Below are 16,255 nucleotides of genomic sequence, written 5' to 3'. Positions count from 1 at the left end.
CATGGCCGCCAATTTCACCGCGCGCGCCAATCAAGCGCTAATACAATCATCCCCTAAATGGCGCCTCGCCATTTGGTTGCTATTGATGCTGTCTGCTAGTCTATGGACGTTGCAACTTTGGCAAAACGGCGCAAGGGTGCAGAGCGATATTCTCGCCATGCTGCCCCATTTACAGCAGGACAAACTCACAGAACGCGCCCTTAACCAAGTTGAAGCCACGCTCGCCGACCAAGTCTATATTGCGCTCGTCGCCAAGGATGAAACCACGGCCATCGCTGCGGCTAAGCTGTTGATGCGAAAGCTTGCAGCTGACCTTATTGCTACTGGCAAAAATGCTGCACTCACAGATATCCGCAGCGCAGATATGCAGCTCGGCGAAGCCCTAGGGCAATTCTATTTCCCCCACAGATTTAAATTACTGACAGCACCACAAGCTGAGGCGTTAGCAACGAAAGACATTGGAAATCTGATTGAAGCGGCCACAGCGCAGCTTTACAACGCCTTTAGTTACGCCAATAGCAACTTGCTCGCCCAAGATCCACTACTGTTATTCCCCGCCAATTTACTCGCCCTCACGCCAAGTTCAAAAGTCAGAGCCAGCCAAGGTATTCTGCTGGCTAATCAAGGCGATAATGTCGCTGCGGTTGTTATAGCAAAGGGCCAAGAAAGTGCCTTTAATCCCAATGCGCAATTAGCGCAGATGACGGCATTAACCCTAGGGTTGGATGCGGTTGAAAAAAACTACCCAGATATTACCGTGCTCAAAGCTGGCGCCCTGTTTCACGCGATTGCGGCGACACAAACGGCTAAGAGTGAAATCTCGATCCTTGGTCTTGCATCCTTACTTGGGGTAATAGCTTTAGTCTGGCTGGCGTTTCGTTCTGTGATGCCGCTACTGTTGGCCATCGTTACCATTTCCAGCGGGCTGTTGCTGGCCGTGACTTTTACCTTAAGCGTGTTTGGCGAACTGCATTTACTCACCTTAGTGTTTGGTACTAGCTTGATTGGCATTGCCATCGACTACAGCTTTCATTTTTACTGCGAGCGCTTAAGCGATACCGATCGCAACGCAAAGGCGACGGTCGCGCATATATTCCCCACTGTGACACTTGCCTTTATCACCAGTGCCTTAGCTTATGTGGGCATAGGTTTAGCGCCGTTTCCTGGGATGCAGCAAGTGGCGATTTTCTGCGCCGCGGGGCTGCTCGGGGCCTATCTCACCCTCATTCTCGCCTACCCACTGTTAGCGGGAAGTCGTTTGCCATCGGGCTCCCGCCCATTAGCGTTAGCGGGGAAATACCTTGCCAACCTCACTCAATTATCCAACAGATTGACCACGCCTTTAGGCATGGGCATGTTTGCTTTAGTGATAGTGGTGTGGTGTCTGGTTGGCGTAACCAAGTTAACCGTCGATGACGATATTCGCCATTTACAGCAAAGCCCCGCGAGCGTGACTGAACCTGAAAATAAGCTCAGGCAGCTACTCAGTGGCGGCACAGATAATCAATTCTTACTGGTACGCGCCGCGAGTGAAGAAGCACTGCTGCAACAGCTTGAGCTAGTGTCGCCACTGCTCGATGCCGCTATTGCGAACCAAGAGTTAGGCAACTACGTCAGCCTCAGCCGGTATCTGCCCAGCCATCAAAGGCAAGACACGGCTTATCGCTTACAGGGTGAAATCTATCAAACTCAGATAGATACTGTACTAACAGGCCTTGGGTTGGATGAGAACTTAAAGCCAGAGCTGCAAGCAAGCTACTTAGCGGCTAAAGACCAATATATCGCCCCAGCGGATTTCTTTACGCTAGAGGCAGGCAAGCAACTCGCACCGCTGTGGCTAGCACCAAATGGCAAGACCACCGACTATGAAGCGCTAAATGATGGTGGCGCGAGTGCTGAGTATGGTGCCATTGTCTTGCTTGGCGGCATTAAACAGATCGACGCGCTCAAGGCGCGCTTTGCCCATGATGAAAGCGTACAACTTATCGATAAAGTCGCGGATATCTCCGCCGTCATGGGCCATTACCGACTGTTAACCCTAAAGCTATTAGCGCTCGCACTCGGTATCGCACTCTTGTTGTTTAGCCTGAATTTTGGCATTAAAAAAGCCGCGGTTGTCGTTGCCGTTCCAGCCCTTGCGGCCTTGCTAACGCTTGCAACCTTAGGCTTAACAGGCTCGCCGCTGAGTCTGTTCCATGCACTCGCGCTCATTTTAGTTTTCGGGATTGGAATAGACTACAGCTTGTTCTTTGCCTCTGCTCAAAACCACGGCAAGGCAGTGATGATGGCGGTATTTATGTCCGCCTGCTCGACCCTATTAGCCTTTGGTTTACTCGCCTTTAGCCAGACCCAAGCGATTCATTATTTTGGTTTAACCCTGTCGCTAGGTATAGGTTTAACCTTTTTACTTTCGCCACTTATTTTAACGACTAAAAAGTCCTGATAACGACAAGGAACGTACTTTACATGCCTACACCCGCTCACGATTTATCGGCTATGCCAAATTCACTTGCCGTCGATGTGGCTATTATCGGCGCAGGACCTTCAGGCGCCATCGCCGCCAGCTTGCTACACCAACAAGGTAAGCGCGTGCTGGTGTTAGAAAAACAACATTTCCCCCGTTTTTCCATCGGTGAAAGTTTACTGCCCTGCTGCATGCAATTCATCGAAGAAGCCGGCATGTTAGACGCACTCAATGCCGCCGGATTCCAGCATAAAAATGGCGCCGCCTTTCGTCGCAATGGCACTTACACTACCTTCGACTTTACCGATAAATTTACCCCCGGGCCTGGCACCACATTCCAAGTGCAGCGCGCCAGTTTTGATAAACTGTTAGCCGATACCGCCCAAAGCCAAGGGGTCGAAATCCGCTACAGCGAAACCGTCGAGGCGATAGATTTAACCGAGAATCCATGCTTAATGGTGCGCAATGAACAGGGCGAGCTTTATCAAATCAGCGCCCAATATGTGCTTGATGCCAGTGGTTTTGGCCGTGTGTTACCCCGCTTGCTCGACTTAGAAAGTCCATCTTGCCTACCACAGCGCAGCGCCATCTTTACCCATGTGGAAGACAACATCAGCGATCCTCACTTTGATCGAAATAAGATTTTAATCAGCGTCCACCCAGAGCATAAAGACATTTGGTATTGGCTCATTCCCTTTAGCAATGGCCGTTGTTCACTCGGCGTAGTGGCAGAACCGCAATTACTTGCGCGTTTACAAGGTTCGCTTGAGCAACAATTGATGAGCATAGTCAATGAAGAACCAGGACTAAAAGCCCTACTGGCAAAGGCGAAAGTGGTGCAAGAATGCGCCACACTCAAGGGTTATTCAGCCAATGTGTCACGCCTTGCGACCGACAAGTTCGCCCTACTGGGCAATGCGGGCGAGTTTCTCGATCCGGTATTTTCCTCCGGCGTCACTATCGCCATGCAATCGGCATCGATGGCGGCAAAATGTGTGACTAAACAACTCAATGGCGAAACGGTTGACTGGCAAGCCGATTACTCAGCGCCTTTAATGCAGGGCGTGAATACCTTCCGCACCTATGTGCAAGCTTGGTATGATGGCCGCTTTCAGGATGTGATCTTCTATGAAGAACCGAATCCACGCATCAAGCAAATGATTTGCTCGATTCTGGCGGGCTACGCTTGGGACCTCAATAATCCCTTCGTTAAAGACTCGGAGCGCCGCCTGAACATGGTGGTCGAATTGTGCCAAAACCAAGTTGCCATTCCTGAATTTGCAGAGGCGTAACCGCATGTCGCTCAACTTTAACGCGAAATGGCGAGTGTTCCCCGCGCTACTGATCATCAGTCTGGGGCTGACGGGATGTAGCGAACTGCTGTTCAGGCAAACCTGTGTCGGCCTCACTAAAGACATGCGTTATTGCTTGGCGCCACTGCCCCATGATTTTGCCCCCGCAGCCGATAAGCCTCTGACTAAGCCGACGGCAAAACCCGCAATCATAAGCAGCCCGCAAACCGACAGCAAAGTTAAGCTAACTTCGCCCCAGTCCTTTAGCCAAAAGGTCAGCATTAAAGTGGGTGATAAGTCCCACGAGCTGCTCACTCAATTAGAGTTAGAGGATGAGCGTATGACGCTCGTTGGCTTAGCGCCACTCGGACAGGCTTTGTTTACCTTAGTTTATGATGGTAATACACTCAGCAGTGAACAAAGCGTGCTGCTAGGGAACAGTTTTAAAGCTGAGTATTTAATGGCGATGATGCAACTGATCTATTGGCCTGAGCAGAGTATTCGCGCCCATTTAGAAGGTGGTCATTTAGTCACAGGTCTTTGCGATACGGTTGGGAGAAATCAGGGCGATACGCTTGAAGGCACCCGAGTGAATACAATCCCCTGTCGCCAGATCTATAGTCAAGATACCTTGATCAGTAAAAGCGGCCAGCAAACCCATGTGGTGCAAATCCGTTATCAGCAAAATATCGGCGATGCTCTTTGGCAAGCCCACATCAGCTTAACTATGCCACAAGCTAAATTTGAGCTAGAAATCGAACCTATTTAATCTGTTAGCATCCGCACTTAACTGTGCCATGGTAAAAAGACACACAATGATGAACAGAGTAGCTATTACACAGATTGGATTGTGTACCCCGCTAGGGCAAGATCCCCAGCAGGTTTTAGACCGCCTGATCGCCGGTGATACCAGTGCGATGCTGCGCAGTGACACTCTCCTGTTCGAGCACCCAACCTTAGTTGCCCCCGTGACGGCAGCGCTACCAACCATTCCCGAAAAACTCATTCAGTTCGATTGCCGTAACAACCAATTACTGCTGTGCGCCGCACTGCAAATTGCGACCACAGTTGAACAAGCGAAACGGGATTTTGGTCATGCCCGTATTGGTGTTGTGCTAGGCACAAGCACGTCAGGGATTTCAAAAGGTGAAGCCGCGCTGAGCTACCGCAATCAATACGGATACTTTCCGGCGGATTACCACTATTTCCAGCAGGAGCTCGGCAGCACTAGCGACTTTTTACGCCAATATTTTGAGCTAGACGGCCCTTGCTACACAATTTCGACCGCCTGCTCATCCAGCGCTAAAGTGTTTGCCAGCGCTAAACGCCTATTACAGGCGAATCTCTGTGATGTTGTGATTGTCGGCGGTGTCGACAGTTTATGCCAACTCACAGTCAATGGTTTTCACGCCTTAGAGTCTGTCTCGAAAGGCCACTGCAATCCTTTTAGCATCAACCGTGATGGCATCAATATCGGCGAAGGCGCGGCGCTTTTCGTCCTGACTTTGGGCGAGTCAGAGGTCATGCTAGCGGGTATTGGCGAGTCGAGCGATGCCCACCATATGTCGGCGCCACACCCCGAAGGCGAAGGCGCGATCAAAGCCATGCACGCGGCGTTGCAAGATGCACACATTGCAGCAAAAGACATTGGTTACATTAACTTGCACGGTACAGCCACGCCTAAAAATGATGCGATGGAAAGCCGCGCCGTAGTTGAAGTGTTTGGCGTGAACACGCCCCCTTGTAGCTCGACCAAGCCCTTAGTCGGCCATACCTTAGGTGCCGCTGGCGCCATTGAAGCCGCCTTCTGTTATTTATTACTTTCAGCACATAATCACCGCCAAGCCCTGCCGCCCCATCAATGGGACGGACAAGTCGATCCACAGGATCCGCCCATTGCATTGGTCGAGCGCCATCAAGTCGCCGCTAAGGGCGCGCTTAATTATGTGATGAGCAATTCCTTCGCCTTTGGCGGCAGTAATGCCAGCCTGATTTTCTGCCGTAACGAGGCCTAGTACCATGCAGTTACTTAAGATTAACCAACCCTTTGCCGAACAGGATATTGCCGATTTTATTCCCCATAGGGCACCGATGATTTTGCTCGATAAAATCATTGGCTATCGGCGCGATAACCTAGAGACCGAAGTCACTATCACGGCCAAGAGCCCTTATTTCGATGATAAATATCAAGCCGTACCCAATTATGTGGGTATCGAATATATGGCTCAAAGTATTGCCGCCCTTGCTGGGGTTGAGGCAAAGCTTCGCAATGATAAAATCCGCGTGGGCTTTCTATTGGGATCGCGCAAATTAACCTTGTATGCCAAGCAATATGAGCTCGGGCGCACCTATCGCACCCAAGTCAGCCGCCTCTATCAGGAGGAATCGGGATTAGCGGTATTCGATTGCCAAATTTATCTGCTGCCCGAAGCCGGCACTGAGCTAGAAAAGAGCTTAGTGGCCCAAGCCAATGTGAATGTGTTCCAGCCTCAGGACACACAAGCCTACCTTGCAGGCAATCAAGACGCGGCAAATAGAAGCCTTGGGCACTAAAGCTATGGTGTAGATAAAAAGCATTAAAGCGCCTTAACAAGCAACCTTTTTACCATAAATACATGAAACCCCATACCGACACATAACGATAAAATGGGGTGGAGAAAACAGATGAATAACAGAGTATTAGTTACCGGTTCGAGCCGCGGCATTGGTAAAGCCATCGCCCTAAAACTCGCCGCGACGGGTTTCGATATCGCCCTGCATTACCACAGTAACCAAACAGCTGCCGATGACACTGCCGCGCAAATCCGCGCGCTTGGGGTGAATGTGAGCCTGCTGAAATTTGATGTCGCCGACCGCGCCAGCGTCAGAGCCGCCATTGAAGCCGACATCGAGGCCAATGGTGCCTATTATGGCGTGATCCTCAATGCTGGCATCAACCGCGACACCGCCTTTCCTGCTATGACAGAAAGCGAGTGGGACAGCGTCATCCATACCAACTTGGACGGCTTTTATAATGTCATCCATCCCTGTGTGATGCCTATGGTACAAAGCCGCAAGGGCGGTCGCATCATCACCTTAGCCTCAGTTTCTGGGATTGCGGGCAACCGTGGCCAAGTCAATTACAGCGCCTCAAAAGCGGGTATTATCGGCGCGACTAAGGCATTGTCGTTAGAGCTGGCAAAACGCAAAATTACCGTCAACTGTATCGCTCCCGGCTTGATTGAAACCGACATGGTGGCCGATATTCCTAAGGATATGGTCGAGCAATTAGTGCCGATGCGCCGCATGGGTAAACCCAGTGAAATCGCCGCCTTAGCCGCATTTTTAATGTCTGACGATGCCGCCTATATCACTCGCCAAGTGATATCGGTCAATGGAGGCATGATCTAAATGAGCGAAGCGACAAATCAAACCCGCTTAGGGAAACGAGTGGTTATCACTGGCATTGGCGGCATTACCGCCCTGGGCCATGATTGGGAGACGATAGCAGCGAGCCTTAAGGCGCAGAAAAACTGTATCGTCACTATGGGCGAATGGGATAAATACGATGGCCTCAATACCCGCTTAGCCGCCCCCATTACCGACTTTGAAGTGCCAAGCCATTATTCGCGCAAGAAAATTCGTTCTATGGGTCGGGTTTCTATCATGGCGACCCGCGCCAGTGAACTTGCATTAATCGATGCGGGATTATTGGACGATCCTATCGTGTCCTCGGGTGAAATGGGTATCGCCTATGGCTCGTCCACTGGCAGTACCGATGCCATCATCGCCTTTGGCGATATGTTGAAAACCGGTGATATGTCGGGCGTCACCGCCACTAGCTATATCCGCATGATGGCACACACCACAGCGGTAAATGTGGGGGTATTTTTCGGTTTAAAGGGCCGAATTCACACCACTAGCAGCGCCTGTACCTCGGGGAGCCAAGGCATAGGTTACGCCTATGAAGCCATCAAATACGGTCATCAAACCTTAATGTTGGCGGGCGGCGGTGAAGAACTCTGCCCCACAGAAGCTGTCGTGTTCGATACCTTATTTGCCACCAGCACTAAAAACAGCACTCCCGAACTCACGCCACGCCCCTTCGATGCGAGCCGTGATGGCCTCGTTATTGGCGAAGGTGCTTGTACGCTGGTACTCGAAGAGCTAGAACACGCCAAGGCGCGTGGCGCTAAAATTTACGCTGAGTTAGTCGGTTTTGGCACGAATTCAGATGGCCAACATGTTACCCAACCGAATGCGCAGACCATGGAGATAGCCATCAGATTGGCGCTCAAAGATGCGCAGCTTGAGCCTAGTGCCATAGGTTATGTGAACGCCCATGGTACGGCAACGGATCGCGGTGACATCGCCGAAAGCCACGCGACCCATGCAGTTTTTGGTGCTGGTATGCCGATTTCATCCCTTAAAAGCTACACGGGCCACACCTTAGGCGCATGCGGCGCGTTAGAAGCTTGGGTGAGTATTGAGATGATGAATGCGGGCTGGTTTGCGCCAACACTCAATCTTGAAAGTATCGACCCACAATGCGCTGATTTGGACTATATCCGTAACGAACTGCGCCCAATCGATACAGATTATGTCATGAGTAATAATTTCGCCTTTGGCGGCATTAATACCTCGCTGATTTTTAAACGCTGGAAAGATTAACAACAGATACAAACCCTATAAGGACATACCCATGAAACCACTATTTGCAGGTATTTTGCTTAGCATCGGCTTTTTCAGTTCACCCACATTTGCCCAAGATTACACTGTTGAAACCTATCAAGAAATTTTCAAGGGTGATAACCAATTCAAGCAAAAAGAAGCCATTGAATCACTCACCATCGCTGGTTTATCCGATCCTGCCATTTTTGATGCGCTTGAAGCAAAGCTACTCGCATCTTTGCCCCAAGCCACTGAAAAAAATGCCATTGACTACAGTGCTTGGTTAGTCAAAGGCTTAGCTTATTCAGGCAATGATAGGTACAGCGAAACCATCAACAAAATTGTTAATGGTGATTATCCTAAAAAACTCAAAAAATATGCAGGTCAAGCTTTAGAAAACATAACAATATATAAAAAATGGAATGCGATTCTTGCGGATAAAAGCCAATATACTGCCGATCAAAGTCAGCAAAATAAAGCCTTTGCCAATGCCCTACGCAGCAATGATTTAGAATTAATGCGTCTCGCGGCTAAACGCATCATAGATGACCGCCAGTACGATGATTTTATCCTGGCCGTACTCAGTAACGAATTAAAAACACCACGCTTAATGGCCGATGACAAACTCGCCATCGATACCTATGCCAACATGGCAAAAGCGCTAGCTAGTTCGGGGAATACCGCTTACCGCGATGTGATTGAAAATATGGCAACCACGAGCTCAAACAAAAAACTCAAAAACTACGCCGAGAGTTATTTGAAGAAATACTACTAAACCTACCCGTTTAAGCTTAATAGAACAAATCATGGCCGAGCTTATACTCGGCCATTTTTATATCCGTTTGGATCACTTTTTAAATTAAAAGAAAATTTGCTATTGTCCTTAGCATTTGCTGATATTCGCCTATACAGGCTTGCCATGACATTCACTCACAACACTGTGAAAGAAACTTAGGGAATCTAAGTTGATAAACGAAAGTTACGGAAGGCGAAGAGGCAGTTAAACATAGATATTGTTCAGAGTGAGGCCAACCATGGTACCGGCTCGACGACACGCAGCAAGTCCATCCCTGGATGCTCGACCGCCCCGTCCATGGGGCGGACGGTCGTCTCACCAATCACCATGGTTTGCCTTTCGAGCATCTGCGTAACCTTAGGTTCAAAGACTAGAGCTAACATTTAGCGATGGCGATTTTAAAAAAATAACAAATGCCAATACCACACATTAACAGTTCCCTTTTAGTCATTCAATTTACGCAAGTGTTACCACGTCTACTGGCACAACAGGCTCAAAGCCTTTTGTAGGCTTAAAGGACATGTTATGGATAAAATTTCGCATGCTGTCAGAAGGATCTATTAAATCCATATTCAAACTATCCAAAGTGCTCCTTGATACATACACCGACAATATAGTTTGCTCTTCAAGATATCCAGTAACCTTGTTTAACAGCTTATCGGTAGCATTAATCAACACAAACTCGTCAGGCAAAATTGCAAAAGTTTCTCTAGCCACGCGCAGAACTGAACTACATACATAGTCCTGATACAATTCGTTGAACTTACCTACAGGCATTTTCTTAACTGACAACTTACCGCTTTTAAGCAACGATTTTTGCTCATTTGGAATAATATCTGCGCCACGAATATTTATATTTATGGTTAGAAGATAATTCTCCAATACTGAAAAATGCAAACTAGAACCTAAAGTGTCTAACTCGCTAAAAGGATTAAGCTCTTTGATCGTGTTAATTCTTGCTTCTGGCTCACCAGCTATAAGCAAATTAGCTTGCTCAACACTTTCCGCCCACTCTTTATAATTCTGCTGCCACTTTTCAAGTGACAACTCAAAATTAATTTGATCTTGCTTTTTAGCAGACTCAATTGCGACATCTAGAACTCTCAGCTTGTTTTCAATACGTTTAAATAAACGGTCAAAAAAACTCGGTTGATATTGTTCTTTTTGACTAATCGCCTCCGACTCTAATCCTTTGATGAAAATAGGTTTATTCGGTTCTGCTATAACTGCAACTTTTTCCCAATTAATGCTATCACCACACTCTTTGTGCATCGATTGAACAATTTCTATATAATTTTCAAAAAATTCTACATCATACGCGGCCTGTTCTAACTCTTGCATTTTTGCATATTCTTTATGTCTAAGTGCTAGCTCTCTCTGAGACTTTTTAGCATTTCGTTCAGCTTTTTTAGCTGCTGCATTGATTGCTCTAACAGTACCTTTCCACCCCATATCCACCTCTGTTAATTATAATTATTGCTAACGTATTAGTAGTTATTCGCCGCGCTAAATTTGGGGAAATTCATGACGTTGATTTACTGCACTCCGCCCCTAAATTCAGGCTAAAACTCCTACTACAGGCAGAAACAGGACAACTACTCTTTTATGCTTTAAGGACGATCAGACAACTCTAAAGTCAAAAGAATATACCATCACCTCGGAGTTGCCGCAGGGCGAATAGACAAATTGCGTGAGTTCGGTCATGGATGACCGACTAGCTTTCGCAGGTGCAGGGACGCATCCTTCGGAAGCGATAGCAAATTTGTCAATGAGCACAAGGGGCTTTCAACTCCGTTGGGGACGCCGGGGGGTATCCAAAAGGGGAACAGGCGCTTTTCCCCTTTTGGTCGGGTGTGGGGTGAACCCCCACGACTTTGATTCTGGGTTTAGCTTTAGCTAAAGATAAAAACTCTTGGCCTACCCTTTGCTTATCCACCGCAGCGTTTACCCCTAAAAAGAACTAAACGCGATAACACTATGATGGATAAGCAACAACAGAGAGAGTTTCAATCTTGAGAAAGACGATGAAAATTATACTAGTGATCTAAAAGGGCCTGAAATTGCAGCACTTTTAACAGAACACCTCGACGATATGCGGGCAACCTCACCACCTGAAAGCGTTCACGCATTAGATCTTGACGGCCTGCGTCAGCCCAATATTCGCTTTTGGACCCTCTGGGATGGCAATAATTTAGCGGGTTGTGGTGCACTAAAATGGTTAGATACCGAGCATGCGGAGATCAAATCCATGCGCACCGCCGCGCCCTATAAAAAACAGGGCATAGCGTCTAAGATATTGCAGCACTTGATTAACGATGCCAAAAGCGCTGGTGTCAAACGCCTGAGTCTAGAGACAGGTTCGATGAACTTCTTCAATCCTGCCCGCCTGCTCTACTGCAAATTTGGTTTTGAAATCTGTGGCCCCTTCGACGGCTACCAACTCGACCCCAATAGCGTGTTTATGACGAAGAGAATCTAAAACACATGCGCCTTAGTCTTTGAAATTCATCTCTAAGGCGCTTTGCTGCAGTTAAGTATTCGCTCGCTTAACTACTGATGCAGTTCTGTGCCAGTTCCACCAATGGATAATAAACCCAAGTAACAACCCCCAAAATGCACTGCCGATGCCCAGCACACTAAAACCCGATGCCGTGACCAAGAAAGTGATCACCGCCACTTCACGCTCTTCGGTTTTAGCCAATGCGGCGGTCAGACTATTGGCAATAGTGCCGAGCAGGGCTAATCCGGCGATGGCCAGTACTAATTCCTTCGGGAAAGCGGAAAACAGACCAACCACAGTGGCACCGAGTAACCCAGTGATAAAGTAAAATACGCCGCCCCACACTGCCGCCCAGTAACGGGTCGCGGGATTCGGATCTGCTTCTTTACCCATACAAATCGCCGCTGTGATGGCGGATAAGTTAAAGGCAAAACCGCCAAAGGGCGCGAGAATAACCCCGATGAATCCTGTGCTCGTGATCAAAGGTGAAATGGGTGGCCTGTAACCATTACCGTGCAGCGCAGCAACGCCCGGCATATTTTGCGAGGCCATAGTCACTACAAACAGCGGTAGCGCCACGCCAATCACACTCGCCAACGAAAACTCAGGTGTCGTCCACACCGGCATCGCCAGTTGCAACTGAACTGCATCTAGCTTGAGCAAATCTAATTGAAAACTCATGCCTATGCCCACCAGCAAGGTCAGCAAGATGATGTAGCGCGGCGCAAAAGGCTTAACGACGACAAACACCAACAGCATGATTAATATTAGGCTCAGCTGGGTTTGCATCGCCTGAAATAGCCCTAGGCCAAATTGCAGTAAAATCCCCGCCAACATGGCGGAAGCCACCGACTGCGGCATGATGCGGATAAGCTTATCCATCCAGCCCGCCACCCCGCAAAGTGTGATTAGCAGAGAACTCACCAGAAACGCGCCTATGGCTTGATTGACGCTTAACCCCGCTAAGCTAGTCACCATCAGCGCCGCGCCCGGTGTAGACCAAGCCGTTAGAATAGGATTCTTGTAGTAAAGCGATAACCCTATGCTGGTCACACCCATGCCCACACCTAAAGCCCACAGCCATGAACTGATCTGTGCTGGTGTCGCCCCCACAGCCTCCGCCGCTTGAAAGATGATCACAGCCGAGCTGCTATAACCCACTAATACCGCAATAAAACCCGCTGATATTTTTGATAAACTCCCTGCATCTCGCCACATATCCACTCCCTTTCTCTGCAATTGATGTCGCCATTACCTTGTGCGCTATAACGTACGAGATGGACAAGATAACACCTGTGCGTTATAACGTACAAACTAAATTTTCATAAAAATGATGGGGCCATTGTGCAAACGATAAACAGCTATCTCGCCAGCACGCTTAAAGCACTTCGCAACCAAAAGGGATGGAGTTTAGATAAAGCCGCCCAAGAGACGGGCGTTAGTAAGGCCATGATAGGACAAATCGAGCGCGGTGAATCAAGCCCAACCATTGCGACGCTGTGGAAAATAGCCAGTGGATTCAATATCTCTCTGTCGACCTTTCTCGAACCCACACCACAGAGCCAAGGCGCAGTATTCCGTAAACCCGACGAGTTACGCCAACAACCCGCCACCGACGGCATGCTAGTCGCCTCACTCTTCCCCTTTGAAGAGCGCTTCGGTTTCGAGATGTTTGAACTCACGCTGCTGCCAAACTATGAGCGCCTTTCTGAGCCCCATGAAACGGGTGTCACTGAGCATGTCATTGTCTTGAGCGGCACTATGGAAGTGCTAGTCGATGGCGAGTGGCAAACACTCAACCAAGGTGAAGCAGTACGATTTGCGGCCGACAAACCCCATGGCTATCGCAATCTAAACGAGCAAGCCGTGGTATTCCACGACATCATTCACTATCAAAGAGCTAATGTGTCTAGCCTCTGACTACTTGCCTAGTGCCGGCAATGCCAAAAACCATTCACTGCCGATAATCTGCAGCGCTTGCACTCGCCAATTCATTAGAATAAACTTATTGAAAATTTTCTAATAGTAGGGGCAATGCTATGTTTCAATCTTTACTGGCTAAGTTATCCGGCAGCCACTCAGGCGAAAAATGTTGGCAATTGATTGAACAAGGCGCACGGGTGATTGATGTCCGTTCACCAGAGGAATTTGCCTCCGGTCATTTGCCCCAAGCCATTAATGTGCCATTGCCAACGCTCGACCAATGGTTGCACCAAGTCGACAATAAGCAACATCCCTTCGTGCTCTATTGTGGCGCGGGTATTCGAGCGCAAAAAGGCTGCGACATTCTCAAGGCCAATGGCTTTAGCTGTGTGGTAAATGGTGGCTCGCTTAAAGATTTAGTCTGCTGCCAGCCGAGCTAATTTAAGCCTTGGTTGTGCGGCGCTAATCAGGCCAGTCTGTACATTGTGATGACTTAAATATCTGCGAGGTGGTGTATGCATAAAACAAATCATGCCAAAGCGTTACAGTTTGAAGCCACACAGGGTAACACTGCTGAAAAGCCGCTTGAAACTGAGCGCCATGCACGCTTTAGCATCAGTCGTAATCGCGACCAAGCCAGCACTAAGGTGCGTTATGTTGAGACAAGCACCCTAGCCAAAGGCTGCAGCCTTTGCGAATAAACAGCTTAGCGTGCCACTTAAACCTAGCCGCTCGAGTCTAGTTGCTCAAACCTAGCCACTTAAGCCAAGCGTGCTTAGCTGAAATGGACATACAAAAATGCCAGCCTATTAAAGGCTGGCATTATTTATTCAGCTAAATCAAATGACTCAGCTAATCAATGGGACAATTAAGCCTGCAACTGATCTATGCTGTGTTTCGCTTCGCCCATGCCTTTATCGTGTGCTTCAGGGCCCATATTCAGTGCTTCGGCGTAAACCACTTCAACATTGGTGATACCCATAAAGCCTAACACCGTTTTCAAGTAAGGTACAACGTGATCCGTTGGGCCATCTTTGTGAGCGCCGCCACGGGTCGTCACTAACACAGCGCGTTTACCTTCCACTAATCCTTTTGGACCCGTTTCAGTATAAGTAAAAGTCACACCGGCACGGGCGACAAAATCGATCCAGTTTTTAAGCTGAACCGGAATCGTGAAGTTGTACATAGGTGCAGCGATAACAATCGTATCGTTCGCTTTTAATTCAGCGACTAAGGTATCTGATAAGGCGAGCATTTCTTGCTGACGTGCGGATAATTCTGCACCACCGCGTAACCCAGAAGCGATTTCACCGTCTACCATAGGCAGTACGTCTTTACCGCCTAAATCACGTACTGTAATAGCGGCACCTTGGGTTTCCCAGTGGCTCGCTAAGTGGTCAATTAACACGGCAGATTGTGAATAACCGCCAAGAATGCTTGATTTTAAAATTAAGACTTTAGACATAATCTGCTCCGAAAATAGGTAAATGACTCAGAGTCAGATGGAATATCTCAACTCTATGACGCTAGTGTATTAGCCCATAAAAAAGAAATAAAGCGGATAAAATCTGAGATTAGCTTCGATTTTTTAGAAAGGTTATACGTCACCTTCGACGTACAGATACACTAAGTTGTTTTCGACGCATTCATACTTTCGACGTACTAACATACAGGCCTTCAAAAACCGCACACAATGAATCCATACAATACAATTGCACTTCCAGCTTCACCTTAACTCTGCGCCCCCTTTGTAACGGACTGAGATCCACATCTGGCCATTGTACTTTTACCACAGGGTCACAAGTCACAGGAGCAAGATAACGAATATGGGCATCGGCGAGCACAATATCACCCGCCACGCCCACCAACTGCTGATTTAGCCAGACTGCACCCCAGCCTGTTAAGGTCATCAAGGTATAAATGCTGCCCGCAAACATTGTCTGATGCAGATTAATATTGGGCGTCATCGGCGCTGTGACTCGAAATTCTCCCTCGCTGTAATCGAGTGGCATTATCTGCATAAACTCGCTAACGGGGATCGTACTGTGCCAAGTCTGGCGTAATTTAATGAGTAATTGATCCATGTGCATTCCCTTAATACTCCCTCTTGGTACAAGCGACATTGATTATGCCTAGCCCCCCATCACCTAGACCCCTAGATAAACATCACGATAGAAGCTACACCTGCAGATTAAAGGTCACTGGGCCATCATTGACTAAGGACACTTGCATATCGGCGCCGAACTGTCCGGTTTCTGTGTGAACGCCCTTAGCGCGGCAGAATGCGACAAACTCTTCATACAAGCCTAAGGCTTGATCCGGCGTACCCGCCCCTGAAAAACTCGGCCTCAAGCCTCGGCCTGTATCAGCGGCTAAGGTAAATTGTGACACGACTAATAAAGACCCACCGACTTGTTCTAGATTGAGATTCATCTTGCCATTTTCATCGGAAAAAACGCGATAACTCATGACTTTAGTCGCCAACTTTTCCATCTTCTCGCGGGTATCTTCTTGCTCGACACCGAGCAGAACCAACAAGCCTTTATTGATTTCACCTAGGGTTTGGTTATCAACCACTACACTGGCGCGACTCACTCTTTGAATTAACGCAATCACAACTTTTCCTTTTA

General features: G+C 48.3%; 17 protein-coding genes. 12 read left to right on the top strand and 5 right to left on the bottom strand.

Translation table 11 applies throughout. From position 1 onward, the window contains the following. The first annotated feature begins 1 nt into the window (after window position 1). From HGO26_RS16230 to HGO26_RS16195, 8 genes are all read left to right on the top strand, one after another. Window positions 2-2,443, top strand: coding sequence for an MMPL family transporter (locus tag HGO26_RS16230; protein WP_168826503.1), 2,442 nt, complete (start codon window positions 2-4; stop codon window positions 2,441-2,443). A gap of 23 nt (window positions 2,444-2,466) precedes the next feature. Next, window positions 2,467-3,756 (top strand): NAD(P)/FAD-dependent oxidoreductase, encoded by a 1,290-nt coding sequence (locus tag HGO26_RS16225; RefSeq protein WP_168826501.1) that lies wholly within the window; start codon window positions 2,467-2,469, stop codon window positions 3,754-3,756. A 4-nt stretch (window positions 3,757-3,760) separates the two neighbouring features. Further along, the gene (locus HGO26_RS16220) at window positions 3,761-4,525 is read left to right on the top strand and encodes a DUF3261 domain-containing protein (RefSeq protein WP_168826499.1); all 765 of its coding nucleotides are present in this window, start codon (window positions 3,761-3,763) and stop codon (window positions 4,523-4,525) included. A 46-nt stretch (window positions 4,526-4,571) separates the two neighbouring features. Then, entirely contained in the window at window positions 4,572-5,771 is a 1,200-nt protein-coding gene (locus HGO26_RS16215) for a beta-ketoacyl-[acyl-carrier-protein] synthase family protein (protein WP_168826496.1), read from the top strand. A gap of 4 nt (window positions 5,772-5,775) precedes the next feature. Further along, window positions 5,776-6,309: a hotdog family protein gene (locus HGO26_RS16210; protein ID WP_168826494.1), complete on the top strand. Its 534-nt coding sequence runs from the start codon at window positions 5,776-5,778 to the stop codon at window positions 6,307-6,309. Window positions 6,310-6,420: 111 nt separating this feature from the next. Further along, complete coding sequence (locus tag HGO26_RS16205) at window positions 6,421-7,146, top strand: 3-ketoacyl-ACP reductase FabG2 (protein WP_168826492.1); 726 nt, start codon at window positions 6,421-6,423, stop codon at window positions 7,144-7,146. Beyond that, on the top strand, window positions 7,147-8,406 hold the full coding sequence (locus tag HGO26_RS16200) for a beta-ketoacyl-ACP synthase (RefSeq protein ID WP_168826490.1): 1,260 nt from the start codon (window positions 7,147-7,149) through the stop codon (window positions 8,404-8,406). A gap of 31 nt (window positions 8,407-8,437) precedes the next feature. Continuing rightward, a complete protein-coding gene (locus HGO26_RS16195; protein WP_168826488.1) occupies window positions 8,438-9,181 on the top strand; it encodes a hypothetical protein in 744 nt (247 codons plus the stop codon). Window positions 9,182-9,658: 477 nt separating this feature from the next. On the opposite strand, the gene HGO26_RS16190 is transcribed toward HGO26_RS16195, so the two are convergent. Further along, complete coding sequence (locus HGO26_RS16190) at window positions 9,659-10,654, bottom strand: hypothetical protein (protein ID WP_168826486.1); 996 nt, start codon at window positions 10,652-10,654, stop codon at window positions 9,659-9,661. Between the two features lie 640 nt (window positions 10,655-11,294). Here HGO26_RS16190 and HGO26_RS16185 point away from each other — a divergent pair. Next, window positions 11,295-11,681 (top strand): GNAT family N-acetyltransferase, encoded by a 387-nt coding sequence (locus HGO26_RS16185; RefSeq protein WP_247651572.1) that lies wholly within the window; start codon window positions 11,295-11,297, stop codon window positions 11,679-11,681. A gap of 51 nt (window positions 11,682-11,732) precedes the next feature. Here the strand turns inward: HGO26_RS16185 and HGO26_RS16180 are convergent, their stop codons facing one another. Then, window positions 11,733-12,920 carry a benzoate/H(+) symporter BenE family transporter gene (locus tag HGO26_RS16180; RefSeq protein ID WP_168826484.1) on the bottom strand — a complete coding sequence of 396 codons (1,188 nt, stop codon included), beginning with the start codon at window positions 12,918-12,920 and terminating at the stop codon, window positions 11,733-11,735. Between the two features lie 126 nt (window positions 12,921-13,046). On the opposite strand from HGO26_RS16180, the gene HGO26_RS16175 reads away from it, so the two are divergent. The 3 genes from HGO26_RS16175 to HGO26_RS16165 all read left to right on the top strand — a co-directional run bounded on the left by HGO26_RS16175 (window position 13,047) and on the right by HGO26_RS16165 (window position 14,326). Continuing rightward, on the top strand, window positions 13,047-13,622 hold the full coding sequence (locus HGO26_RS16175; RefSeq protein ID WP_168826482.1) for a helix-turn-helix domain-containing protein: 576 nt from the start codon (window positions 13,047-13,049) through the stop codon (window positions 13,620-13,622). A 119-nt stretch (window positions 13,623-13,741) separates the two neighbouring features. Then, a complete protein-coding gene (locus tag HGO26_RS16170; RefSeq protein WP_105251132.1) occupies window positions 13,742-14,065 on the top strand; it encodes a rhodanese-like domain-containing protein in 324 nt (107 codons plus the stop codon). 75 nt (window positions 14,066-14,140) lie between these two features. Further along, window positions 14,141-14,326: a hypothetical protein gene (locus HGO26_RS16165; protein ID WP_168826480.1), complete on the top strand. Its 186-nt coding sequence runs from the start codon at window positions 14,141-14,143 to the stop codon at window positions 14,324-14,326. 167 nt (window positions 14,327-14,493) lie between these two features. On the opposite strand, the gene azoR is transcribed toward HGO26_RS16165, so the two are convergent. The 3 genes from azoR to dtd form a co-directional block, all read right to left on the bottom strand. Then, window positions 14,494-15,090, bottom strand: a complete 597-nt coding sequence (gene azoR / locus HGO26_RS16160; protein ID WP_168826478.1) for an FMN-dependent NADH-azoreductase — start codon at window positions 15,088-15,090, stop codon at window positions 14,494-14,496. A 181-nt stretch (window positions 15,091-15,271) separates the two neighbouring features. Further along, window positions 15,272-15,709: a thioesterase domain-containing protein gene (locus HGO26_RS16155; RefSeq protein ID WP_168826476.1), complete on the bottom strand. Its 438-nt coding sequence runs from the start codon at window positions 15,707-15,709 to the stop codon at window positions 15,272-15,274. Window positions 15,710-15,803: 94 nt separating this feature from the next. Continuing rightward, window positions 15,804-16,241 (bottom strand): D-aminoacyl-tRNA deacylase, encoded by a 438-nt coding sequence (gene dtd, locus HGO26_RS16150; protein ID WP_113941328.1) that lies wholly within the window; start codon window positions 16,239-16,241, stop codon window positions 15,804-15,806. Window positions 16,242-16,255 lie beyond the last annotated feature (14 nt).

Source organism: Shewanella oncorhynchi, assembly GCF_012584455.1.
GTDB classification, from domain to species: Bacteria; Pseudomonadota; Gammaproteobacteria; order Enterobacterales; family Shewanellaceae; genus Shewanella; species Shewanella oncorhynchi.
Note: the sequence above shows the minus strand (reverse complement) of the source record. Positions and strands in the feature narration are given on the sequence as shown.